General features: G+C 53.9%; 25 protein-coding genes. 8 read left to right on the forward strand and 17 right to left on the reverse strand.

The genetic code is table 11. The annotated features are described in order from the left end of the window. The first annotated feature begins 1,059 nt into the window (after nucleotides 1-1,059). Nucleotides 1,060-3,051: an LTA synthase family protein gene (locus tag ACN0RL_RS14330; protein ID WP_417517943.1), complete on the forward strand. Its 1,992-nt coding sequence runs from the start codon at nucleotides 1,060-1,062 to the stop codon at nucleotides 3,049-3,051. On the opposite strand, the gene ACN0RL_RS14335 is transcribed toward ACN0RL_RS14330, so the two are convergent. The 6 genes from ACN0RL_RS14335 to ACN0RL_RS14360 all read right to left on the reverse strand — a co-directional run bounded on the left by ACN0RL_RS14335 (nucleotide 3,036) and on the right by ACN0RL_RS14360 (nucleotide 9,041). Further along, nucleotides 3,036-4,325: a sensor histidine kinase gene (locus tag ACN0RL_RS14335; RefSeq protein ID WP_417517945.1), complete on the reverse strand. Its 1,290-nt coding sequence runs from the start codon at nucleotides 4,323-4,325 to the stop codon at nucleotides 3,036-3,038. The two genes, ACN0RL_RS14330 and ACN0RL_RS14335, sit on opposite strands and share 16 nt — an antisense overlap. Beyond that, the gene (locus ACN0RL_RS14340; protein WP_417517947.1) at nucleotides 4,322-5,113 is read right to left on the reverse strand and encodes a response regulator transcription factor; all 792 of its coding nucleotides are present in this window, start codon (nucleotides 5,111-5,113) and stop codon (nucleotides 4,322-4,324) included. The genes ACN0RL_RS14335 and ACN0RL_RS14340 overlap by 4 nt, the downstream gene beginning before the upstream one ends. Beyond that, nucleotides 5,103-6,602 (reverse strand): ArnT family glycosyltransferase, encoded by a 1,500-nt coding sequence (locus ACN0RL_RS14345; RefSeq protein ID WP_417517949.1) that lies wholly within the window; start codon nucleotides 6,600-6,602, stop codon nucleotides 5,103-5,105. The genes ACN0RL_RS14340 and ACN0RL_RS14345 overlap by 11 nt, the downstream gene beginning before the upstream one ends. Beyond that, on the reverse strand, nucleotides 6,586-7,614 hold the full coding sequence (locus ACN0RL_RS14350; protein ID WP_417517951.1) for a glycosyltransferase family 2 protein: 1,029 nt from the start codon (nucleotides 7,612-7,614) through the stop codon (nucleotides 6,586-6,588). Before ACN0RL_RS14350 ends, ACN0RL_RS14345 begins: the two co-directional genes overlap by 17 nt. Continuing rightward, complete coding sequence (locus ACN0RL_RS14355; RefSeq protein WP_417517953.1) at nucleotides 7,598-7,999, reverse strand: GtrA family protein; 402 nt, start codon at nucleotides 7,997-7,999, stop codon at nucleotides 7,598-7,600. Before ACN0RL_RS14355 ends, ACN0RL_RS14350 begins: the two co-directional genes overlap by 17 nt. 172 nt (nucleotides 8,000-8,171) lie before the next feature. Further along, on the reverse strand, nucleotides 8,172-9,041 hold the full coding sequence (locus tag ACN0RL_RS14360; protein ID WP_417517955.1) for a LysR family transcriptional regulator: 870 nt from the start codon (nucleotides 9,039-9,041) through the stop codon (nucleotides 8,172-8,174). Nucleotides 9,042-9,134: 93 nt separating this feature from the next. Between ACN0RL_RS14360 and ACN0RL_RS14365 the strand changes: the two genes are divergently transcribed. Further along, nucleotides 9,135-9,635 carry a lactoylglutathione lyase family protein gene (locus ACN0RL_RS14365; RefSeq protein WP_417517957.1) on the forward strand — a complete coding sequence of 167 codons (501 nt, stop codon included), beginning with the start codon at nucleotides 9,135-9,137 and terminating at the stop codon, nucleotides 9,633-9,635. Nucleotides 9,636-9,670: 35 nt separating this feature from the next. On the opposite strand, the gene ACN0RL_RS14370 is transcribed toward ACN0RL_RS14365, so the two are convergent. Then, nucleotides 9,671-10,369, reverse strand: coding sequence for a haloacid dehalogenase type II (locus ACN0RL_RS14370; protein ID WP_417517959.1), 699 nt, complete (start codon nucleotides 10,367-10,369; stop codon nucleotides 9,671-9,673). A 163-nt stretch (nucleotides 10,370-10,532) separates the two neighbouring features. Here ACN0RL_RS14370 and ACN0RL_RS14375 point away from each other — a divergent pair, with 163 nt between their 5' ends. Further along, nucleotides 10,533-11,147, forward strand: coding sequence for a TetR/AcrR family transcriptional regulator (locus ACN0RL_RS14375; protein WP_417517960.1), 615 nt, complete (start codon nucleotides 10,533-10,535; stop codon nucleotides 11,145-11,147). Between the two features lie 66 nt (nucleotides 11,148-11,213). On the opposite strand, the gene yghU is transcribed toward ACN0RL_RS14375, so the two are convergent. From yghU to ACN0RL_RS14395, 4 genes are all read right to left on the reverse strand, one after another. Next, entirely contained in the window at nucleotides 11,214-12,089 is an 876-nt protein-coding gene (gene yghU / locus ACN0RL_RS14380; protein ID WP_417517961.1) for a glutathione-dependent disulfide-bond oxidoreductase, read from the reverse strand. A gap of 229 nt (nucleotides 12,090-12,318) precedes the next feature. After that, complete coding sequence (locus ACN0RL_RS14385; protein ID WP_417517963.1) at nucleotides 12,319-12,759, reverse strand: GNAT family N-acetyltransferase; 441 nt, start codon at nucleotides 12,757-12,759, stop codon at nucleotides 12,319-12,321. Continuing rightward, the gene (locus tag ACN0RL_RS14390; protein ID WP_417517965.1) at nucleotides 12,756-13,373 is read right to left on the reverse strand and encodes a DUF938 domain-containing protein; all 618 of its coding nucleotides are present in this window, start codon (nucleotides 13,371-13,373) and stop codon (nucleotides 12,756-12,758) included. The genes ACN0RL_RS14385 and ACN0RL_RS14390 overlap by 4 nt, the downstream gene beginning before the upstream one ends. A gap of 45 nt (nucleotides 13,374-13,418) precedes the next feature. Next, nucleotides 13,419-14,366 (reverse strand): AEC family transporter, encoded by a 948-nt coding sequence (locus tag ACN0RL_RS14395; RefSeq protein ID WP_417517967.1) that lies wholly within the window; start codon nucleotides 14,364-14,366, stop codon nucleotides 13,419-13,421. Nucleotides 14,367-14,497: 131 nt separating this feature from the next. Between ACN0RL_RS14395 and ACN0RL_RS14400 the strand changes: the two genes are divergently transcribed. Next, nucleotides 14,498-14,902, forward strand: a complete 405-nt coding sequence (locus ACN0RL_RS14400; RefSeq protein ID WP_417517969.1) for a DUF1330 domain-containing protein — start codon at nucleotides 14,498-14,500, stop codon at nucleotides 14,900-14,902. Nucleotides 14,903-14,911: 9 nt separating this feature from the next. Here the strand turns inward: ACN0RL_RS14400 and ACN0RL_RS14405 are convergent, their stop codons facing one another. Both ACN0RL_RS14405 and ACN0RL_RS14410 read right to left on the reverse strand, forming a co-directional pair. Beyond that, nucleotides 14,912-15,262, reverse strand: coding sequence for a branched-chain amino acid transporter permease (locus tag ACN0RL_RS14405; protein WP_417517971.1), 351 nt, complete (start codon nucleotides 15,260-15,262; stop codon nucleotides 14,912-14,914). Then, a complete protein-coding gene (locus ACN0RL_RS14410; protein WP_417517973.1) occupies nucleotides 15,255-15,959 on the reverse strand; it encodes an AzlC family ABC transporter permease in 705 nt (234 codons plus the stop codon). The genes ACN0RL_RS14405 and ACN0RL_RS14410 overlap by 8 nt, the downstream gene beginning before the upstream one ends. Before the next feature lie 119 nt (nucleotides 15,960-16,078). Here ACN0RL_RS14410 and ACN0RL_RS14415 point away from each other — a divergent pair, with 119 nt between their 5' ends. From ACN0RL_RS14415 to pgsA, 4 genes are all read left to right on the forward strand, one after another. Next, nucleotides 16,079-16,330 carry a hypothetical protein gene (locus ACN0RL_RS14415; protein WP_417517975.1) on the forward strand — a complete coding sequence of 84 codons (252 nt, stop codon included), beginning with the start codon at nucleotides 16,079-16,081 and terminating at the stop codon, nucleotides 16,328-16,330. Between the two features lie 99 nt (nucleotides 16,331-16,429). Next, the gene (gene uvrY, locus ACN0RL_RS14420; RefSeq protein WP_417517977.1) at nucleotides 16,430-17,089 is read left to right on the forward strand and encodes a UvrY/SirA/GacA family response regulator transcription factor; all 660 of its coding nucleotides are present in this window, start codon (nucleotides 16,430-16,432) and stop codon (nucleotides 17,087-17,089) included. Continuing rightward, entirely contained in the window at nucleotides 17,073-18,935 is a 1,863-nt protein-coding gene (gene uvrC, locus ACN0RL_RS14425) for an excinuclease ABC subunit UvrC (protein ID WP_417517979.1), read from the forward strand. Before uvrY ends, uvrC begins: the two co-directional genes overlap by 17 nt. A 7-nt stretch (nucleotides 18,936-18,942) precedes the next feature. After that, nucleotides 18,943-19,494, forward strand: a complete 552-nt coding sequence (gene pgsA, locus ACN0RL_RS14430; protein WP_417517981.1) for a CDP-diacylglycerol--glycerol-3-phosphate 3-phosphatidyltransferase — start codon at nucleotides 18,943-18,945, stop codon at nucleotides 19,492-19,494. On the opposite strand, the gene ACN0RL_RS14435 is transcribed toward pgsA, so the two are convergent. From ACN0RL_RS14435 to ACN0RL_RS14450, 4 genes are read right to left on the reverse strand one after another with little or no spacing between them, the layout of a single operon-like run. Then, complete coding sequence (locus ACN0RL_RS14435) at nucleotides 19,482-20,117, reverse strand: ABC-type transport auxiliary lipoprotein family protein (protein ID WP_417517983.1); 636 nt, start codon at nucleotides 20,115-20,117, stop codon at nucleotides 19,482-19,484. The genes pgsA and ACN0RL_RS14435 overlap by 13 nt on opposite strands. Continuing rightward, nucleotides 20,114-21,052 carry an MlaD family protein gene (locus tag ACN0RL_RS14440; protein WP_417517985.1) on the reverse strand — a complete coding sequence of 313 codons (939 nt, stop codon included), beginning with the start codon at nucleotides 21,050-21,052 and terminating at the stop codon, nucleotides 20,114-20,116. The genes ACN0RL_RS14435 and ACN0RL_RS14440 overlap by 4 nt, the downstream gene beginning before the upstream one ends. A 6-nt stretch (nucleotides 21,053-21,058) precedes the next feature. Continuing rightward, a complete protein-coding gene (locus tag ACN0RL_RS14445) occupies nucleotides 21,059-21,886 on the reverse strand; it encodes an ABC transporter ATP-binding protein (RefSeq protein ID WP_417517987.1) in 828 nt (275 codons plus the stop codon). A gap of 3 nt (nucleotides 21,887-21,889) precedes the next feature. Then, complete coding sequence (locus tag ACN0RL_RS14450; RefSeq protein WP_417517999.1) at nucleotides 21,890-23,053, reverse strand: MlaE family ABC transporter permease; 1,164 nt, start codon at nucleotides 23,051-23,053, stop codon at nucleotides 21,890-21,892. Between the last annotated feature and the right edge of the window lie 20 nt (nucleotides 23,054-23,073).

The raw sequence follows: 23,073 nt of genomic DNA on the forward strand, positions 1-23,073 counted from the left end.
AGATGAGATTGCTATACATTGCTCTATTAGGAGCACTCGCTCACTCAGATACGGCGAGCGCCCAGTCCCCAAGCTGCCTCTTATCCCTCAACGTTGATGGTGATCGTGGAGTCGAAATATCATTCGGTTCTGGGCCATACTCTTCGACGTGTGGAATTGTTGAGTCCCGACGCCAAGACATATATGAACAGATACAGGAACTTCAAGGCAAATCTTACATAGAGCTAAAAACGGGAATCGGGGATATCCGCACGAAGCTGGATGAAATGCGAGGGCAAAGGACCTATAAAGCAATTAGACTAGTGGGTAGTAAAATCATTGCATATACATCCTTGACCTCTTGTAGGAGAGCCTCGATGAAGTGTGTCGGGGCCCTGGTTGGTTACGTATGGTCAAACCTCGACGTGATAGACAACACCAGAGATATACAGGTCATTAATACCGCGATAGATTCTTTGCAGAAGAAGCTTTCAGAAGCCGAGAGTGATCTGAGTGCCGCACAAATACAGGGCGTGAATACCAAGAAATTTCTTCTTGAGAGTTTTGAGAACCTCTGTCAAGAGGTCAAGGACCAGTGTTTGTGACCAGTCGGTGCATACCCAGCGGGCTGATTTTTTTGATGGTTGTAAGTTGCTGAAGAATGGTAGATCTAGGAAGGAAGGTTTGAGCTGCCGACCTCTGCCATGTAAAAACTGGGAATCTTCGCGTGAAATGCTGGGGCGAAATTGGGGCAATCAGGTGTCCCATGCTGTCCGAAGCCGTACTGCTAGATTTTTCTATATCATTGATATTCCGGTTGTATCCGTTCTGGTCCATCCAGTATGTAGGGTTCGAATCCCTCTCTCTCCGCCAATTAAAACCCCGGCTTTCATATAGAAAGCCGGGGTTTTTCGTTTTGGTGCAGCACTCCGGGCGCGCTGTATGGGCTCCCCGACCTACACTTCCCATGATTTGACAATTTCTTGATACTTTTTTGACTCGCCATTGACGTGGTCCCTTCTATTCTGCACTTCGGTTAATAAGTCGCCTGAGGCGAAGCTTCTTACACAGAGTGCAGATATGACTTCATTGTCTTTCCCGATACGCTCATTGCCGGAACGTGTATATCAACGGTTCAGCTGGACCGGTGCTTATGCTCCGATATTGATGCTGTTTTTGGCAATACTTCTCATTGGAGGATTGTCCCGTGTACTGCTGGTTGCATGGCAGTTCGATCGGGTTGCGGAAACATCCGTCTGGCCAGACATTTTTCTTCATGGACTACGGGTGGATCTGATCATGGCGGGTATGGCCGTGGCACCTCTGGTCCTGCTTTTGCCGGTTCTGGGCCATCGTTTCAGTTGGACAGTCTGGAAGCGTCTGACAGGCCTGTGGTCGCTTTTTGTTGTTTTCGTTTTTCTGTTCATGGAGCTGGCAACGCCAACCTTTATTGCAGAATACGATACCCGGCCCAACCGCCTGTTCATTGAATATCTTAATTATCCAAAAGAAGTACTGAGTATGCTTTGGGAGGGATACTTGCCGACAGTTGTTGCCGGGGTCTTTCTTTGCGTCTCAGTAACGCTTCTGTTCGCCTGGCTGTTACGACCCTGGTCAGGGGAGGTCAGGTCGGGCAGCTATCCTCGGGCGCTTCTGGTTTGGCCGATCGTAATTCTCGCCGTGTTTATATGTATCCGTTCCACGACCGGCCATCGACCTGCTAACCCGGCGATGTTTGCATTGACTTCAGATGCCCTGGTGAATTCGCTGATAATCAACTCAACCTGGTCGGTGGCCTTTGCTATCTACAATCTCAAGCACGAGGACGACGCAGGTGACATCTACGGCCAAATGGAAGTTTCCAAAATACTCGATGAGGTGAGGAGCGCGCCCTGGCTCAGTGACTACGCGTTCAGCTCAAGTGAGTTTCCGACGCTACACCGGCAGCGCCCTGTACTCGAAAAGTCCCGCCCACTTAATCTGGTCATTGTTCTTGAAGAAAGCCTGGGTGCGACCTTTGTTGAGTCATTGGGTGGCACCCCGGTTACTCCTCGCCTTGAAGCCCTGAAAGACTCGGGCTGGTGGTTCGAGAATCTGTATGCGACGGGTACAAGGTCTGTTCGTGGTATTGAAGCTGTTGTCTCCGGCTATTTGCCTTCTCCGGCACGGAGCGTAGTGAAGCTGTCACTGTCCCAGACAGGGTTCTTTACCTTGGGTGAGCTGCTGAAACATAAAGGCTACGACACAGGTTTCATTTACGGCGGTGAAGCCCATTTTGACAATATGCGCAGCTTTTTCTCCGGAAACGGTTTCGACACGATCATCGACGAACAGGACTACAGCAACCCCGTTTTTACCGGGAGTTGGGGGGTCAGCGATGAAGATCTGTTCGCAAAAACCCATGAAGACCTTGAGAAACTCCATGAGTCGGAGAAACCTTTTTTCCGTCTGGTTTTTTCATCTTCCAATCACACTCCATTTGAATACCCTGACCAAAGAATAGAGCGTTACGACGATGAGAAAAATACTGTTAATAATGCCGTTAAATATGCAGATCACGCCTTGGGTGATTTCATCGATACTGCCCGAAACAGTGACTACTGGAAGGATACGGTGTTCCTGATTGTTGCTGATCATGACGCCAGGGTCTGGGGTGACGAGCTGGTGCCCGTGAAGAACTTTCAGATTCCGGGGCTGATACTTGGGGCTGATATTGAAAGCCGGCGCATTAAACCAGTGACCAGCCAGATCGATCTTGCACCCACCCTGCTATCACTTATGGGCATTGCCAGTGACCACCCGATGATAGGCCGTGATCTGCTGAGTTTTCCGGAAGAGCCCGGCCGGGCGATCATGCAGTTCAATGATTACTATGCGTGGATGGACGACCGCTTCAACGTGACAGTATTGCGGCCCGGTCAGGAAGCTTTAGCCGGAGTCTATTCCCGAGAAAAGGGCAGCACAGAATATCTGGAAGACAGTCCGGAGAAAGCTGCGACTGAAAAAGCGCTGGCCCATGCACTCCTTCCACTGATGTTGTATCGGGAACAGGCGTATCAGGCCAGGCTATGAACGTGGATCAAAAACTCCGTGCCTTTGCCGTCTGATTGCGAGACCTCCAGATCCCAGCCCAGTCGTTCACAAACCAGCCGGACAATCAGCAACCCGAAAGTGGTGTTGCTGAACTCTCCGGCCGGGGACGTAATGGCGCGGGGTGCTTCGTCAGTATTCAGGCTTGCAGTAATTCGATCAGGAAGTCCGGGGCCGAAATCCCGCACCGAGATGCTGGAGTCGACCATTCGAACCTCCACCTCGGAAACGGTGTGCCTTAATGCATTTTGCAAAAGATTTCTCAGCAACATGCGCACCAGAGCGGGATGAGTGTTTATTCTCAGTTCCGAGCTGTCTGAGTAGACAGTAATCCGCCCGGCATGATTCGGAAGCCCCTGTTCCAGGTCATCAATGGTGTTCTGGACGATTTCCTGCAATATCACGGTTCGGGCATCGTCTTTGGGCGTTTCACTGCGAGCGAGCTCAAGCAGGACATCTGTATCGTCGCGCATGGTTTGCATGGCCCGGCGGATACGAGCGAGGGTTTTTTCGTCCGCTGCTGACAAACTCTGGCGCTGCTCGAGTACGTTGAGGGCGCCACTCATCACGGCAAGGGGTGTGCGCAACTCATGACTCGCTAGCTTTACAAACGACTTCTCGCGCTCGATATGGCGCTCTGAAGCGGAAAGGAAGCGGTTAAATGCAGCAGCGATATCGCAAAACTCCTGATCATGATAATCCGTAGTGATTTGCGGCATCCTGGAGCCCGGTGCTGTGTTGAGGACTTCACGAGTCAGCTCTTTAAAGGGGCGCACCAGGTATTGGGCGCCTGTGCGGGCGACAAAAAAACCGACAAGAAGCATGAAGCCGGCTACACCTGCCAGAGCAAGCTGAACCAGGGACTCGCGGTTTTCCATGATCGTAATATCCTGAGCCAGAAACAGCTTTCCGTCTGGCGCGGTCACCTGCTCGCCGAATATGAGAAGTGTTGTTTCACCTATCTCGACCTCTTGGGAAAACGGCAGAGGGAGGCTCTGAAAATAGTCTGGCAGGCGGTCTTCATGCTCACCTTCGGGAAGGAAAGTGGCTTCCAGTTGGGCTGTTTTTAGAGGTTGAAAGCTCCCTTCCCGGAGTTGCTCTGTGAAAAACTCGGCATCTGCCTTCAGCTCCAGGCTGAGAATAGTGTCCTCAACATCATTTACAAACACCTCGACGATAAACATCGAGAGAGCAGTCGTGGCGGCGATCAGGAAAAACAGGGTTCGGGCCAGACGCGTGGTCAGGGAGGATTTCATGGTGTATCGGTACTTTCTTTTTCAAGGGGGTCCGCAGGGACCTCTAACCTGTACCCTCGTCCATGGATGGTTTTTACCATACCGCTACCCACGCTGGCCTGAAGGGATTTTCGGAGTGTGTAAATATGAGTCCGCAGGCTGTTTCCTTCCGTTTCGCCATAATGAGCTCCCCATATGGCTTCGCTCAGTGCTTCATGGCTGAGGAAGCTCGGATAGGCTCGCATCAATAATTCAAACAGGCGAGCCGGCGTGCCGGATAGTGCTGTTTTCCGCCCGTGCAGTTCCACTTCAAGTGTGCCCGGGTCGAACCGTACATCGCCGGCCGACAAGACGGGCCTCTGGGGTGAATAGCGCCGGTGCAGGGCTTCAATTCGCAATTGTAGCTCACGCAACTCGAACGGTTTTACAAGGTAATCATCTGCACCGCAATCAAACCCTTTTTCCTTGTCGGTCAGTGCGCTCAATGCGGTCATCAGAATAACAGGCGTTTCGCATTTCAGGTCCTGGCGGATACGCCGGCAAATATCATAGCCGTTAATGCCAGGCAGCATCAGGTCAAGCACGATAACATCGTAGGTTTGGGTGGCCAGCAAATGCAGGGCGGTCAGACCGTCAGCGGCAAAATCCAGAGCGTAACGATCCTCACCCAGAAACTCGAACAGGTTTTCAGCCAGGTCCACCTGATCCTCAACAATCAAAAGCCTGAGAGAAGGTTTGACAGACCTTTTGCCAGAAGACAGGGCAGGAGAGAGTGAAGAAGAGAGTGCAGAAGAGTGATCAGATGTCATTCAAGCGAACTCCGTTGGCGCCAGACACTGTTTGTTGACCGTGGCGCGAGCCCTCAATAATCAACAATTGATAGCGATTATTTTCCATAATCTTCCGGTTTGAAATGGATAAGTCAGCCACGTTATTGTCTGACCAGTTTCTCGGAACTGCCACGTACAAACGTTTAAATCTGTCGGCCAAATGCAAGTTACTCAAACCATCCCGGGTGACTTCAAGAGCATCCCCGCCTGAGTAAAACCTGGCGGAAAAGGGCAGGTTGTCCAGATACATCAGCGGGCTGTCCTGTGCTTGCCTGTTCTGTTGGTAATAGCTTACCAGTTCCTTCTCCGTTTTGACCGGCGTCCAGCCTGTCGCGGCCAGACCGACGAACACGCTCAGTAAAACAGGCACAAGCGCCACCAGGCCGCCCCGTACCCTAAACAACGGGGAAGTCTCCCAATGCGAGACCCGGCGACCGATCAGGATGGCGGTAAACGGGAGTGAAGGCAGTATATAAGTCCAGAGTGTATTGCCTGCGAGCGTAAAAAACAGCATAGGCGCTATTGCGCTGAGCAGTAAAAAGCGGACTCCGGGATTTGATATGGCTGTGTGCAGGACTTCGTTTCTTTTGCCACTGAGCAATGCACTTGCCAGGCTCGCCAGCGCAACAATTCCCCATGGAAAGGATGCCCACAACCAGAATATCCAGATCATGCCCTTGGGCCGGTTATGCGCACTTCCGTAGAGGTCTCCAGCCCAACCCGGGTCCAGAAACCGGCGAATATGTTCCCCTATGATAAAGTAATCCAGAAACCCGGGGGTCTTTAACTCAGCCAGGACATACCAGGGACAGACCAGCAGCGCTGTTATCAGCGTTCCTCCCAGCCAGGGAAGTCTTCGCAAGTATGTGGTCGCTTCACGCCATGAGAGAAGTAACCACAAACTCATGGGAATTCCGGTCAGCACCAGGGCCAAGGGTCCTTTGGACAGAAGTCCGATCACCATTCCAAGAAAGAAAAGCCATCGCCAAACGCCGCGTTCTCCCGACATCACCAAACAGAAGCTGACCAGCGTAAGCGTGGTGCCAAGAGCCAGAAAGGCGTCGGTCATTACGGCTCCGGCACTGATGTACGTGAGGGCCATGGTCCCGAAAACCAGGCTACTCCATTGAGCTACCTGAACACTCCAGAGTTGCCGCGCCAGTCGCCACACCAGCCACACCATGCCAAGCGTTGCCAGCCAGGAAGGAAAGCGTAGCGAAAACTCCGAGATACCGAGCATCTTGATGGACGCCGCCTGGGCCCAGAAAGACAAGGGCGGTTTACCCCAGAATGGAACGCCGGGTTCAAACCAGGGCGTAATCCAGTCTCCGGTTTCCGCCATCAAGCGGGCGATTTCCGCGTAACGAGGCTCGGTGGTGTCTGCAAAGGGAAACAGCGCCATGCTGATGAAGCGGCTCACCAGTATTACCGCCAGTATCAGCAACCAGACGTTAAACCGCTTTGACATGTCGTGCCCCTGTCATTTTACGATTAGCCTGCTGCGTAACACTGACCCGGCTTTCAAGCACCTCTTCGGTCAGGTAAATCGGTCGCTGTTTGGATTCCATATAGGTCTTACCGACGTACTCGCCCACGATGCCCACGCTTATTAATTGAATGCCACCGAGAAAGCTGATGATGGCCACCAGTGATGGATAGCCGCTGGTCGCATCGCCCAGCATGATAGCCTTGACGACGATCCACAGCCCGAATACCGCGCCCATAGTGGCGGCGATCAGTCCGATCAACGTGGCCCAGCGCAAAGGTGATACCGAGAATGAAGTCAGCCCTTCAAGCGCAAGTCCAACCAGGCCTGGATAATCCCATTTTGTTTCCCCTGCGACTCTGGGTTCGCGGTCATACTGGATTATTCTGGTTGGCATGCCGACCCAGGCAAACAACCCTTTCATATAGCGATTGCGCTCCTTCAGAGTCAACAGAGCGCTAACCGCCTTTCGACTCATCAACCGGAAATCACCGGTATCCACCGGAATATTTGTCCGGCTGGTTCGGTTCAGTAACCGATAGAAAATGTGCGCACTCCAGCGCTTGAAGGCCGTTTCCCCAGCCCGTGAACGACGCTGCATCAGAACAACATCTACACCAGACTGCCAGCATTCGACCATGCCCGGGATCTGCTCGGGCGGATCCTGCAGGTCGGCATCCAGCACAATCACCGCATCGCCCATGGCATGTTCCATACCCGCCGTCATTGCGGCTTCTTTGCCGAAATTCCGGCTCAATTTAACAAGACGGATGCCCGGCGTTCGGTCAACAACACCGCGGATGTATTGGGCACTGCCATCGTCGCTACCATCATCAACCAACACGATTTCCCACTTCAGGTCCAGTTGAGCGAGCACCGGTAGAACCCGCTCAAAGAAAAGAGGCAGCATGGGGCGCTCGTTAAATAGCGGCACTACGAGTGATAGCAATGGCTTATCAAACGGTACAGCAGGGAATTCAACGCGTTTGTTCATGGAAAACCAGCCTTTGGTAAACGGTGTAATTCATTGCAGCGACAAGCCCCGTAGCAGCCAATTGGGAAAGCGGTACGGGAAGTGCCAAAAGGTTATTGAACAGGAAGAAAAATATGAGATTGCACAGCCAGGCGAAAAAACAGGATCCGACGTAGCGCCATAGGGTAAATCTGTGCGGGCCAGCGTTTCGGAAGGCCATGCGTCGCTGTAGACCATAGTTCAGTGCGGCGCCCGACAGGCTTCCACTTGCGGTTGCGACTGTTGGCTCAAGCCCGGCGCCAATCAACGCAGCCATAACAAGCCAGTGAAACAGCGTGGCAAGGCCCCCGGCAGCCAGGAATCCTTGCACCTGGAGTGAGAAAAAAGGTGGTGAAAATCTGATCACAGCGAAAATGACCCCCTTGAAGACAGACGAAGTCGGGCTACTCGTGAGTGAGTACCTTAGCTCTGGCGGTATCACGACTTTGTGGAGGTTTTATCAGGAAAATGTCAAAACTTGAGAAGATAGATGCAGAAAGGAGGGCGCGGACTGCAGGCTTTCGATACTGGCTTTGATTTCAGAGCCACTTCTTCGATTCTGCAATCACAGTGTTCATTCTGCTCTGCAGCGTTCTGTCGCGACGAACAGCAAGGTAGAGAGTCTCACTGACCGGGGTGGCGAGCCGGTGTGTCCTCACACACTTAGGTCTCCCGAAGGCCTCGACAGCATGAGCGGGTAAAACGGTAAAACCCAGTCCCATGCTCACGGGCTCCAGGATCAGACCAATCTGATTCGAGAATCCTTTCTTTTCAAACAGATTGCTATGTTGGAACTCAGTGTAGTTGGCGCCAAGCAGCATGCCGGCATGATGGGCCCCATCGGGGTGGTCGATAAAGCCGAGTTTCGTCAAAGCCTCCCAGCTGGGTTCAACAACATCCGCAGGCGTCACCAGCAGGAGCGATTCTTCTGCGACTGGTTTGCAGCTCACTTCCTCCAGAGTTGACGCAGTGGTCATATACCCGAAATCGATCCTGTAATCGGAAAGCGCGTTTTCAACGTCGGTGTTTGGAGCAAACCGGTAGTCAATCACAAGGCCGGGATGCCGGCGTTGCAGCTCCAGAAGGTGAGGGTAGAGTTTGAGACCCACGCTTCCGGGCGACATCACCCTGACCAGGCCCTCGTGCGGGGGGTCCTCGACGATTCTTTGTTCAAGGCTGGATAGCGCCTGGATGATCGCGCGCCCTTCGGCGTATAGCAGTTGGCCCGCATCCGTGAGCGAAAACTGTTTGCCTTCACGCACCAGCAGAGCAACCCCCAGCTGGTCTTCGAGTTTCCGCACGTGTTGGCTGACACCTGACTGCGTCATGTGCAGGCGCTCGGCGGTGCGGGTGAAGTGGCCTACCTCGACGAGTGTGCAAAAACTTCGCAGCCAGGTGGTGTTTGTCATTACGTTTCGTACTCATCAATATTATAAACGATAATTTTACGTAATTATAAGGCGGTTGTAACCTGTCTCTACGATAAAACAGGAGAACAGGATATGAGCAACGTTTACCCGAGAAATTTCTCTCACATTGGCATTTCGGTTCCCAGTCTGGAAGAAGCCGTTAAGTTCTATACCGAGGTTATGGGTTGGTATCTGATCATGGAGCCGACCGAAATCGTTGAAGATGACAGCGCTATCGGTGAAATGTGTACAGAGGTGTTCGGAAAAGGTTGGGGTAGCTTCCGCATTGCCCATATGTCTACCGGTGACAGGGTTGGTGTAGAGGTATTCCAGTTTAAAAATCAAACTAATCCGGAAGACAACTTTGAGTATTGGAAAACTGGTATCTTCCATTTCTGCGTGCAGGATCCGAATGTTGAAGAGCTTGCCGATCGCATCGTTGCGGCCGGTGGCAAGAAGCGGATGGAGAAGCCGCGTTACTACTACCCGGGTGAGAAGCCTTATCGGATGATCTACATGGAAGATCCGTTCGGAAACATTCTGGAGATCTACAGCCACAGCTATGAGTTAATCTACAGCGAAGGCGCGTACTGAGATGCTGCTGGCGCCTTGGCTGATTCATAAATTGGTCAGGCGCCTTGTTTGCGTTTGATGATCTGGTCGGCAAGGGCAGTAAGATCTGATGCACAAAGGTCAGGGACAGGCACATTGGGCGCTGGCAGCATGTCGTTGTAGGAGCGCTTTAGAAACGCACCGCGGCACCCCGCAGCTTGTGCACCGATGGTATCCCACAAGTGGCAGGTTACAAGGCACAGGTCTGAAGTCTCGACAGACAGTTCTGCGGCGACCAGTTGATAGGTTTCCGGTGCCGGCTTGAATTTACGTGCCTCTTCAACACTGAATGTCTTTTCAAAAAAGCTACTCAAGCCGGCCTTTTCAAGCGGGGTTGGTACTGTGCTGCTGGCTGAGTTGGTCAATGTGACCATTCGAAACCCCGCATCCTGTAAGCGGGTGAGTGCCGGTAAAACATCGGGATGTGCCGGAATAGAACTCATCCGTTCCTTCAGCTCCGAAACGTCCGCATCCGTAATGTTGATGTCATGAATACTCGCCGTCATTCTCAGTGCACCAATGCCCAGCTCGCCGAAGGGTGTATAGAGTCCGGCGAGGGTCATTGTCTGAGAGTAAAGCACAAGCTGGGCGAACCATTCTCGAAGCATGCGTGGGTTGCCAAACATCCGATCAAACAAAGGCTCCAGAGTCGTGATATCCAGCAGCGTTTCATTCACGTCAAATACGATTATCGAGGGGAAGGCGTTATTTGGCATAGGGCGTTCTCTTATTGTGGTGTCGGAAGCGCAGGAGTGTTTCGGAATACTAGTTCTATTCCCAGACTCTATCTGGACTTGAGTGGTTGCTCAATATAAAATTGAGTAATCGTTCAGAATTCAGAGTCGTGTTGAAACACGGCGATGACAACCGGTGATAACTATGGCTCGAGCAATGATTCACAATCGGCAAGATTCGCTGGAGCGGGCGCTGCACCTGTTCTGGCAGAAAGGCTTTCATGCCACTTCGCTAAAGGATCTGGAGAAAGCTCTCGATATGCGGCCAGGTAGCATTTACGCCACATTTGGCAGCAAAGACGGGCTCTTCCAGGAGTCGCTGGAGCGTTATGCCAGCCTGGGGCTGGCGAACCTTGAGCGCACCTTGCACGCCCATGAGTCGCCGCTGGCGGGATTGGCTGCTTATTTGCGGGGGCTTGGTGGGCTTTGCGACCAGGAGTTGCCAAGCCGCGCCTGCATGCTGGTGAAAAGTCTGCTGGAGTTGGGTGACCGGGAGCAGGCTGCCAGAAGCAAGGCTGAGCATTTACTCGCGGGTATGGAGGCGCGTTTTGCGGATGGCTTCGCTGATGCACAAAAGGTGGGTGAGCTGGATAGTCAGCTTGATCCGAAGCGCCTCGGCCGCAGGCTGCAGGCGGAAGTGATGGGGTTACGGGCTTTTGCTCAGCGTGATGTGGATAGCGAAGCTGTGCACGCTCTGGCAGAAGATATGGCGCTGTCACTTGAAGCAATGCGCATCAATGGAAGTACAGACATGCACTGATCTTCTGCGGGTGCCTGCCTGCTCTGACACTTTTGTGCCGAGAGCAGGTTGTGTATCACATGTGAATCAGCCAGTTGATTCCGGTGTCAGTTTGTCCTGGGTTTTCAGCTCAAAATCCGAGGCATCATGGCGCTCATGCAGTTGCTCTGAAAGCGGGCCTCTGGTGCGATTGACCATACGGCCACGTTGAACCGCAGGGCGTTCGAGAATCTCTTGCGCCCAGCGGCGTACGTTCTTATAACTTTCCACCTGCAGAAATTCGCCTGCATCGTAGGCCTCTCCCAGAACCAGATTGCCATACCAGGGCCAGGTGGCGATATCCGCAATGGAGTATTCGTTTCCGCCCAGATAGCGATGTTCAGATAACTCTCTGTCCAGCACGTCCAGTTGGCGTTTGACTTCCATGGTGAAGCGATTGATCGGGTACTCAAACTTTTCGGGTGCATAGGCGTAAAAGTGCCCGAAGCCACCGCCCAGGTAGGGCGCGGAACCTTGCAGCCAGAAAAGCCAGTTCAGCACCTCAGTGCGTGCCGCGGCGTCTTTGGGGAGAAAGCGCCCGAACTTCTCAGCCAGATATAGAAGTATCGAACCACTCTCAAAAACCCGGCTGCCGGTTTCGGTATCAAACAGGGCCGGGATTTTAGAGTTAGGGTTAACGTCGACAAAACCCGATGAAAATTGATCACCTTCGCCAATCCGGATCAGGTACGCATCGTATTCTGCGCCAGTTTCGCCCGCGGCAAGTAACTCTTCGGCCATGATGGTTACCTTCTGGCCGTTGGGTGTGCCCATTGAATAGATCTGCAAGGGATGTTTTCCGCGCGGCAATGAGGCTTCATGGGTAGGGCCTGCGACGGGGCGGTTGATGCTGGCCCATTCGCCACCATTTTCTGCGTCCCAGGTCCAGACGCTTGGCGGTTGGTACTGATTGGTGTCCGACATGACCCTGATCTCCTTTATGTTTTCGTGACCCAAGCCGGAAAGCTTCTCCTTTTCGAGAGCAGCTTTCCGGCTTTTGAGATTTCCGGTTAACTCGCCTTATGCCACTCGAACTTCTGGAAAGGCTTGTCTATCGGCGTTTGTGTGAGTTCGACGGAAGGACTCTAACGTAAGTTGAGCAATCACTCAATATATATTTGAGTGATCATTCAATTAAGAAGGTGGAGCGATGTTAACTGCTTTCCATCAGAAAATGGTTATCCAGCGTCTCTGTTTCCAGAAATCCCATTCGTTTATAGAGTCGCTTCGCATCCTGATTAGCGTGCAGAACCTGAAGGCGAAGCGGGACTCCCCGCGACCGTGCGTCTGCCAGCAGGTCATTCAGAAGTGTGGTTCCCAGGCCCTGCCGCTGGTAGTCGGGGCAAATCTGCAACTCATGCAGCCAGTTGCAATCTTCAAGCTTTTCCAGAATCACAACGCCGACGCGATCCGTTCCTGTTTCAATAATCCGGGCCGGGCGCGGCTGTTTCCACTTTGAGAAAAAAAGCTGCCGCTGGAAGGCTTCGTCCCAGTTACCGAACTGGCGAACCACAACCTCGCGGAAGGACTCCTTGTTCAACTCATAGAGCCACTCCATTTCGTCTGGTCGCGTGTTTCTCAGGGAGTAGTTCATCGGTTGGATTCGCTTTCGCCCTTTCGCCAGACCAGCAGTCGATTATTGGCTGGCATCTCGAAATCCGACTCCAGGGTCAACTTGTTTTCGCTGCTTATCCGCTTCAGGTCATCCATGTCGCGAATCCCCATTGCGGGGTTCTGTTGTCTCAGGTGCGCGTCGAACCGTTGATTGCTGGCACTGGTAAACTGGCCTTTGTAATTGAATGGACCATACAGGCAGAAGGCTTCTTTTGGCTGGAGGTTGGCAGACACGCCCCGGAACATGGCCTCAACTTCCGGCCACGCCATAATGTGGGCAGTATTTGCAGAGAATACCCCGTTGATTGGCGGCAGTTGCCAGTCTCTCCTGGAAACATCCAGAGCCAATGGCTTGTTGATGTTTGGCAGGCGAGCCTCGCTTAGCCATGGTTCGCATAACTGGTAGTTACTCGGATGGTCGCTGGGCTGCCAGATCAGATGCGACAGGTTACGTGCAAAATGAACCGCGTGTTGTCCTGTGCCGGTGCCGATCTCCAGAACGGTTATGGGGCCGCTGAATATCGCAGCAATTTTTTCGAGAATCACCTGCTTGTTGTTCTCGCAGGCTTGGGAAAATGGCTTTCCGTCCATCATTTAATGCCCTGATAGATCGTTGAACGAGTGGAATCGAGAACCTGTTTATATCAGGCCGGCACCTTTCAGGACAAATACGCCCAGGGTTATGGTCACACTCGCCATCAGCGTGGTTATTGCGATTATGTTTGCTGCCAGCCGATCGTTGCCCCCAAGCGCTTTAGCCATTACAAAACTGGCGGCGGCAGTCGGGCTTGCGAAAAACAGGAACAACAAGCCGAGCTCGGGCCCGTAGAAACCCATCGCCCAGGCGGCACCGGTGAAAAGTACGGGTAGAATTACCATTTTCATCAGCGCGGAGCTGAATGCGGTTGAACTGTCACTGCGCAGGGCGCTGAGTGAAACGGTCGCGCCGATGCACAGCAGAGCCAGTGGCAATGTAAGGGAAGCAAAATAATCACCGCTGGTCATTACCCACTCGGGCAGCTGCAGATCAAACCAGGCAACAGGAATGGCGGCGAACACAGAAAGTATCAGCGGGTTGCGCAGAATATCCTGAAGGATGCGTCGCCACTGTGCAGACTGCCCCGGCTGATAGGCAGTGAGTACAATCACCGAAAGCGCATTATAAGACAGGATGACCAGCCCCAGCAGAATGCTGCCCGCCGAAAGCCCGAAGTCGCCGTAGAGGTTGGCTGCCAATGCCAGCCCCACAATGCCGCAGTTGCCCCGGAAGGCACCCTGAACATACACGCCCCGATTTTCATGAGCAACGTTCCAGCGCGCCCATAACCAGGCGAGCGCAAAGCTGGCGAGCGTCGCAAACAGGTAAAAAACAAGCAGGCTCGGGTTCAGAGACGTACTGAGATCGGCTTTAATGATGCTGAGAAAAACCAGAGTAGGCAGGGTGGCTTTGAAAACCAATGCGGAAGCAGTATGGACGAACGCGTCATCAATCCAGCCGATTCTGCGCAGGCCCAAGCCGATAAAGACCATGGCAAAGACAGGGAGTGTGGTTTCCAGTGTCTGTTGGAAAATGCTGATCAGGTCCATTCGGATTGGCCAGGGTTCTGAGGAATGATGCCCGTATCATAGATCTGACGGAAAGGTAATGAAATCACTTGCCGGGAGACATAAAGGGTGGGCTATAGTATTGCGCAACTTATCTGAACATGAGGGCCAGCATGAGCGCCGTAAATACTGCTCCGGAGCAGCTGAGAAAGGTTCTGGCAGACACGCCTAAAGATCAGCCCGTGGTAATGCTCAACCTGTTGAGGTTTCGCGATAGAGCTGATTACGCCGACGAATCCGGTAACCGGAGCGGGCGTGAAGCCTATCAGCTTTATATGCGCGAGGCCGCTGCCTGTGTCAGTGCCGTGGGGGCTGAAGTTATATGGTCTGGCCGCAGTGTTGGCACCCTTATCGCACCGCCTGAGGAGTCCTGGGATCAGGTGTTGCTGGTACGCTACCCCTCAATTGAAGCCTTTATGGCAATGATTGAAAGCGCTGAGTACAAGGGCGTGGTCAAGCATCGCACCGCCGCTTTGAGCGATTCAAGGCTGGTTGCCAATCTGGAAGGGCAGCACTGAGGCAGAGCCTCAGCCCGCAAGCCCTGATTCCAGTATGCCGGTTTGGCGTATCACCATATACGTCGCTGTGCCTGCTGCAATCGAGAGCAGGGCATTGCGGCGCCATAAATGAACGATCACTACAAGTGCGCCCGCAAGAAGCGCATCGAGCCCCGGTACTGTCCCTGACCAGTCTCCCGAACGCTGCAAAAAAACCGTTGCCAGCAAAGCCATAACGGCTGCCGGTAAATAGCGCCCGAGGTGTTTGATGAGCGGGTGCTCGGTGTGCCGCTCAAAAAACAGGAAAGGTATGATCCGTGTTGCAAACGTTGCGATTGCAGCAACGGCAATGAAGGCAACCAGGTAGCCAGTATCAGACATGACTGCCGCCCTCCGCGCCGGATTTGGCCCTCAGGCTGCGATACTGAAGTAAAAGTACGGCGGTAACGATGGCGATAGCGCCGATCAGTTGATGCGCTGGTGGAAGCAGAATCATAGCGACCCCCGCAGCCGCAGCGCCCGCCCAGACCGGAAAGGCATCCCCCAGGGCTTTGAGCTGTTCTATGGTGAGAACGATAAACAGAGCGACAAGCGCAAATTCAATACCGGTACTGTCGAACGCCACATTTCGCCCCAGAAGCGCCCCCAGAGTGCAGCCAATCACCCAGTAAACCTGATTGAATGCTGTGATCCGGAAATCCACGTCAAGCTCGTGAGTGCTATCCAGCGAGCGGGGCCGGCTGGTGAGCAGTGAGTAGGTTTCATCGGTCAGCCCGAAAATCAGGTACAGCTTGCGCCAACCGGCACCCCGGAACTGCCCGAGCAGGGAAAGCCCGTAGAAAAGATGGCGCGCGTTCAGCACGAACATGGCTATAAATACTTCCAGCAGGCCGGCCCCAACCGCTAACAGGCTGACCGCCAGAATCTGGCCGGCACCGGCATAGATCACCACGCCCATCAGGGGCGCAGCCCACCATGCGTAGTCGAGCTGGGTTGTAAACAGCACGCCGAACGCCATGCCGAGCGGGAGATAGCCGAACAGAATCGGAAGTGTGAGACGAAAAACCAAGGCGTTCATTAGCATCCAAACTTTATGAAAACGGAGGATGATAGAGAATCGTTCCGGATTTTGAAAGTGGGAGGGGCTTCTCCTTGGCCGGCATAGTCCCTAAGATGAGCACCCCCACAGGAGATGTTATGAGCGACGAAGCCGCGCACCAGCCACAGTCCGATCCCCGCGAGGAAAAGTTCATTGTAGACAAGGGATTACTGACGGAAGATCAACTGAATGGTCTGGCAGAAGAGTACTGCACGCGCTACCATGGGCTGAATGATACCGAGAATCCTCTCGCAGAACTGAGCCGTGTAATGGAAGCCATTAACAGGGGCGAACTGGTTGTCTGGTTTGATCCGGTTGAGAATACAGCCGGGCTTGGCTCACCGAAATGAATGGTCAGCTTCCCGGTGTATTTCGGTTTGCACCTACCCGGGGGCGGCTGTAAACGATACAATCGCGCTGATTTCCGAATGCAGTATGCGAGGTGAGTTTTGATCAGGGTACTGGTTGTAGATGACCATGAGCTGGTTCGTTCCGGGATAACCCGGATGCTCGCGGACAATCCCGACATTGATGTTATCGGTCAGTCTTCATCAGGTGAAGACGCGATAGAATTCGTGCGCAAAGACCGTCCGGATATCGTACTGATGGATATCCGCATGCCGGGCATCGGCGGCCTGGAAGCGACGCGGCGTGTCCTGAGAATAGACGATACAATTCGTGTGATTGTAGTAACCGCCTGCGCAGACGATCCCTATCCGGCTCGTGTAATGCAAAGTGGTGCCTCCGCCTACGTCACCAAAGGTGCTGATATTCGCGAAATGGTTCGGGCAATTCGCATGGCTCACTCAGGCCAGCGCTACATCAGCCCGGAAATTGCCCAGAAAATGGCACTCAAGCAACTGGGCGGTGACAAGGACGAGGAGGGCGAATCATCGATGTTCGATCGCCTCTCCGAGCGTGAGATGCAGATAGCCATGATGGTCGTAGACTGCCAGAAAGTTCAGGACATCTCCGACAAACTCTGCCTGAGCCCGAAAACTGTTAATAGTTACCGCTACCGGATATTCGAAAAACTGGAGATTTCCAGTGATGTTGAGTTGGCTCTGATGGCCGTCCGACTCGGGTTGCTTGATGCTCACAAGCTCTGATACCCCGAGCGAAAGCAGCGGGGAGTTCGACAGTAAGCACTTCCTGAAACAGCTGACAGAGCGGCCCGGCGTATACCGAATGTACGACGAAGGCGGCTCAGTGCTGTATGTCGGCAAAGCAGGAAATCTGAAGAAGCGGGTCAGCAGCTATTTTCGCAAGACCGGCCTGGCGCCAAAAACGGAAGCTCTGGTTGCCAAAATTGCCTCCATTGAAGTGACTATTACCGGCAGCGAGACGGAAGCGCTCCTGCTTGAGCAGAACCTGATCAAGTCTCTGCGGCCGCCCTATAACATCCTGCTCCGTGATGATAAATCCTATCCTTACATCTACGTTTCTTCCCACAGCGATTACCCTTCGCTGACCTTCCGGCGTGGACGCACCAAAAAGGGGGGAGGCACCTGGTACGGGCCGTTTCCAAGCTCGGGCGCGGTCAAGGAAAGTCTTAATGTATTGCAGAAAGTATTTCGCATAAGATCTTGTAGCGAAAGCTATTTCCGAAACCGTACGCGCCCCTGCCTGCAGTATCAGATCAACCGGTGTACGGCGCCTTGCGTGGAGTATATTTCGCCAGAGGATTACCAGCAGGATATCCGCCACGCGGCCATGTTTCTGGAAGGCAAAAACCCGGTCATCATTCGTGATCTGATGGATGCCATGGAAGCGGCTGCCAAAAATCTTGAGTTTGAAAAAGCCGCAGCCTACCGGGATCAGATCAATCACTTGCGCCACGTGCAGGAACAGCAGTCGGTAGACGGCGAGGGCGGTGATGCCGATGTGATTGCCATCGCACAGGATGCCGGCGTGGTGTGTATTGTGGTGATTATTGTGCGCGGTGGCAGGGTTCTGGGAACCAAGGACTACTTTCCCCGCTATTCCCTTGAGCAGTCGGAAGGGGAGCTGCTTAGCGCCTTTCTCGGCCAGTACTATTTCGGCGGCAACACTCGCCGCGAGATTCCCAGAGACGTGCTGGTGCCTGTGGATGTCGAAGGCCAGGAGCTTCTTGCGCAGGCGCTCTCGGATGCGGCAAATCGCGAAACCCGTATACGGGGAAATGTGCGCGGAGAGCGCCGCCGCTGGCTGGAACTGGCCATGACCAATGCCCGGCAAACGCTGCTTACCCACCTCGCCAGCAAGGAAACCGTCTATCGCCGATTATTGGCATTGCGCGACATGCTGGAGCTTGCGGAAACGCCGTCGCGGATGGAATGTTTCGATATAAGCCACAGCCACGGCGAAAATACCGTCGCATCCTGTGTCGTTTTCGATGAGAATGGTCCCCTGAAAAGCGATTACCGTTTGTATAACATTGAAGGCGTGACAGCCGGAGACGATTATGGCGCCATGCGCCAGGTGCTGACGCGCCGTTACCGTCGCATGGTTGCGGGTGAGGGCAAGCGCCCGGATCTGGTGTTCATCGATGGTGGTAAGGGCCAGTTGAATATTGCCCGGGAAGTGTTTGATGAACTTGGGGTTTCCGATATTCCTCTTATCGGTGTCGCCAAGGGCGTAACCCGGCGCGCAGGCATGGAGCAATTGATCGACGCCATGACAGGTAGTGTGTTCCGCGTCCCTGCTGATTCACCAGCTTTACATCTGATTCAGCACATAAGGGATGAATCCCACCGCTTTGCCATTACCGGACACCGTGCCGGGCGCGACAAGAAGCGCCGCCAGTCTACCCTGGAAGGTATTGAAGGCGTTGGCCCCAAACGTCGCCGGGAGTTAATCCGGTATTTTGGCGGTATACAAGAACTACGCAAAGCCAGCGTGGATGAGATGACCAAGGTTCAGGGCATCAGCAAATCTCTGGCTGAAAACATATACGCAGCACTGCATGATGAGTAATAACCGTATGAATTTACCCAACCTTCTCACACTTTCCCGCATCATTATGATTCCGGTATTTGTGGTTGTGTTTTATCTTCCGGCGCAGTGGAGCTATATGGCGAGTGCGGCTATTTTCGCAGTGGCGGCCGCAACGGATTGGTTGGATGGTTATCTCGCCCGCAAGCTCGACCAGAGCACGCCCTTCGGCGCGTTTCTTGACCCGGTTGCCGACAAACTGATGGTGGCGGTAGCCCTGGCGCTGCTGATTCAGGAGTATTCCGCAATTTTGTTAACAATACCGGCTACCATTATTATCGGCCGGGAAATCGTGATATCGGCACTTCGGGAATGGATGGCTGAAATCGGCAGCCGCGGAAGTGTTGCCGTGTCCTACATTGGCAAGATCAAAACCACCGCGCAGATGGCATCTATTGTGGGGTTGCTGGCATTTCCACCGGGTCAGCTTCTCTCAGAGGTTGCGGTTGCTCTGTTGTATGTCGCAGCCGTGCTCACACTCTGGTCTATGGGGCTGTACATCAAGGCTGCCTGGCCAGACCTGTTTCCTCAGGAGGGTTGATCAGGGCCAGTTTTACAGGCGCTGGCCCAGTCGATAACCTGTTCCGCCAGCCTTTCTCCGGCGCTCCCGAATGCCTGCACAACCGAGTCTATGCTCTTGTCTTTTGCCGGTGTCGAAACAATGAAGCTGTCGGAGCAGACTATTGCTCTTGAACGGTTGTCTATCAGCTGGGCATAAACAGCAATGGTCACCCGGGTACTGTCGCCGTAGCTTACGGAGTGGAAAGCCGTAATTTCAGAGGCCAGAGTGAGATCGGTATTGCCGGGGCCGGTATCCATCGCTACATCACGAAAACTTGCGTTCGCTCTGAAAGCACCCGCCAGCATATCCCGAAGCATAACCGGGGCTGTATCCCGCCACCGGACTCCCCCGTAAACCAGGAATTCCCAGGGCTCAGGCTTGGTCAGAATGCGTGTGCTGTTGAAGGGCTCTGAAGCAAAAGGCGTATCAATACGAAGGCTTTGAGGCCGGCTTATTTCACTCTTTTGCAGGCTTTTCGGAACCGTGAAATCCATCACCCGTGGCGCTTCAGGTGAGGGAAAAATCGTACAGGCGGTCATCATCCCGGCAAACATCAGCGCGGTACCCGCAGCTCTGAAAGCCTTTTTAGCCGTTTTATTCACTGGGATACCTCCTTGATGGTGGGCCCGCCCCAGATTGTGCCAGTTGGGTCTTCTTCCAGGCGGCGAGTAAACTGGTTCAGGTTTCTGAGCGTGTTGCGCAGCTCTCTCAGGGCCGGGGCCAGTTCACCAATACCCTGAAGGCCGGAATCCAGAGCGCCTTCATTATTACGGGTTAGCTGATCAATACGGTTGGCTGTTTGCTCTATTCCCGTCATGGCCGCATTCATAGAGATCAACACCGTTTTACCCTCGTTCTGCAGCAGGGCGTTGGCGTTATCCGACACCGCAGAGACTCTGGATGCGGCTTCGGCAGCCCGTTTACTGGCATTGTCCATGCGCTCAAGCAACGCCACCAGCTGGTCACGGCTGCCCAGAAGCGAGTCGCTTGCCTCTCTGGCATTGCTGAGAATGGCTGTCAGGTTTTCAGTGTTTTCTTTCGAAAGGACCCTGTTTGCACTGGTGAGCAGTTTTTCCGCCTTGGTCAGCAAAACTTCGCCGTTTGTCAGGAGGCTGTTGAACGCAGAAGGCTCAGCGGTGATTAACGCCGGATTATCTCTGCTGCCTTCCAGCACCGGGCTGTCCTTGGTGCCGCCGCTGAACTGAACACTCATGCTGCCGGTAATATTGGCCAGAACCAGGCCGGCGCGGGTGTTCTTGCGCACGGGAACACTCTGTTCCACTCGAACCAGAACCCGCACATGGCCGGGGTTGGCCTGATCCAGTTTCATATCCAGCACATCGCCAACCGCAACACCGCTGTATAGCACCGGGTTACCTTTGGCGAGCCCGCCCACCGCGTGGTCAAAAACGATTTCATAGTAGGCCCACTCGCGGTCAGCAGATGACTTGGCCAGCCATAGCGCAAACGACAGTGCTGCCACTACCGCAATCAGCGTAAAAACTCCGATGACCAAATGGTGTGCTTTCGGTTCCATAGGCTCTTACTCCCGTAACCGGCTCTGTTCCTGAGCCCGGAATGCATAACTGGCGGCCCGCCCGCGGGGGCCCTGAAAATAGTCCTGAATCCACGAATCGTCTGTCGCCGCAACCTTTTCAATATGGTCTGCGACCAGAACCTTTTTTTGCGACAGAACGGCAACCCGGTCGCAGGTTGTGTAAAGCGTATCCAGATCGTGTGTGACCAGGAACACCGTCAACCCCAATGCGTCCCTGAGGGTAACGATCAGTTTGTCAAAAGCCGCAGCGCCAATCGGGTCGAGGCCAGCGGTTGGCTCATCCAGAAACAGAATTTCCGGGTCCATCGCCAGTGCTCGCGCCAAAGCAGCACGTTTGACCATACCACCGGAGAGTTCAGACGGGTACTTGAGGGCGGAATCGGCCGGCAGGCCTGTCAGTGCAAGCTTCATGCGGGCAAGCTCCTGTGCATCGGAGCGTGACAGGCTGCAATGTTCAATTAACGGCAGTGCAATGTTCTGCAGCAGATTCAACGAGGTGAACAATGCGCCTCGTTGGAACAGAACGCCAAACCGTTGCTCGGTTTCTGAACGCTCTGTGGTACTCAGCGTATCGAGATCTTTGCCGAATACACGGATACGACCAGCTGAAGGCTTGTGCAGCCCCACGATGCTTCTCAGGAGCACCGATTTGCCCGTTCCCGAACCGCCAACAACGCCCAGAATCTCGCCTTTAAAAAGGTCCAGGTTGAGATCCTTGTGAACAACATGGCTGCCAAAGCGGTTATCCAGATCCCGCACCGCAATAACGGGATCGGTCTGGCTGCCGGTTTTCTCGAACTTCGAGTCGGTCATGATTTACCAGCCCATTTCCAGGAAGAAAAGTGCAGCAACGGCATCGAGGAGAATCACGATGAAAATGGATTGAACCACGCTGGATGTAGTATGCACACCAACCGATTGCGCACTGCCGCCCACCTTGAAACCTTCCAGGCAGCCTACAGCCGCAATCAGGAAGGCAAAAACCGGTGCTTTCGACATACCCACAAGGAAGTGCTTGAGTGCAATGTCCCGCTCCACAATGGCCATGAATTGGGCCGGGGAAATATCCAGCGAAATTGCACAAACCATGGCTCCACCGATCAAGCCGGAGAGCATCCCCACGAAGGTAAGAATGGGCAGGCTGACCATCATCGCCAGAACCCTCGGGATCACCAGCAGCTCTACCGGATCCAGCCCGAGAGTGCGGATGGCATCCAGCTCTTCGTTCACCTTCATGGCACCGATTTGTGCTGTGAATGCACTGGCCGTGCGGCCCGCAAGCAGAATCGCGGCGAGCAGAACGCCGAACTCACGTAAAAACGAGAAGGCGACCAGATTGACCGTGTAAATGGTGGCACCGAAGTCTTTCAGAACCGTGGCCCCAAGGAATGCCACCACGGCGCCTACCAGAAAGGTGAGGAGAGCAACGATGGGGAGTGCGTTGAGACCGGTGTTCTGAATGGCAGCGACAAAAGCGGTAACACGCCAGCGCCCGGGCCTTGGCAGCACAACGAACAAAGTCGCGATAATCTGCCCAACGAACCCCGACAGAAGATAGATCAGGTGCCAGATCGCTTCAACCGTCCTGCCGGTTTCTGTGAGGAATTGCGATACTGGCGCCTCGCCTTCAGGCTCGGGCAGTGGCTTCTCCTGCAGGGCTTCAGCTACAGCCCGGAGCAGAGCGCTCTGTTCCCGGGGCAGGGTGCTTTCCTGCGTCGCCAGAGTGGCAAGACCGTCTGGCCCGAGCAGCTTCGCAAGAAGCGAAGCGCCCGCTGTATCAACCCGCCCCAGACTTTTGATATCAATATTCTCAGTGTTCCACTGCTTGCCGGAATAGTCTGCGACCCGCCGTTTGAGCGTTTGATAGTCGGTGAGTGTCCAGTCACCGTGGATAGCCAGAGTGCCGTTTTCATCGCTCAGCTGCCCAGGCTGGCGACTGGTCTGGGAGGTATATTCATTTTCGGGGGAGCTGGCACGTATGGGCACGGGTGTCAGAAATC

It is taken from the genome of Marinobacter sp. (genome assembly GCF_048259445.1).
GTDB lineage: Bacteria > Pseudomonadota > Gammaproteobacteria > Pseudomonadales > Oleiphilaceae > Marinobacter.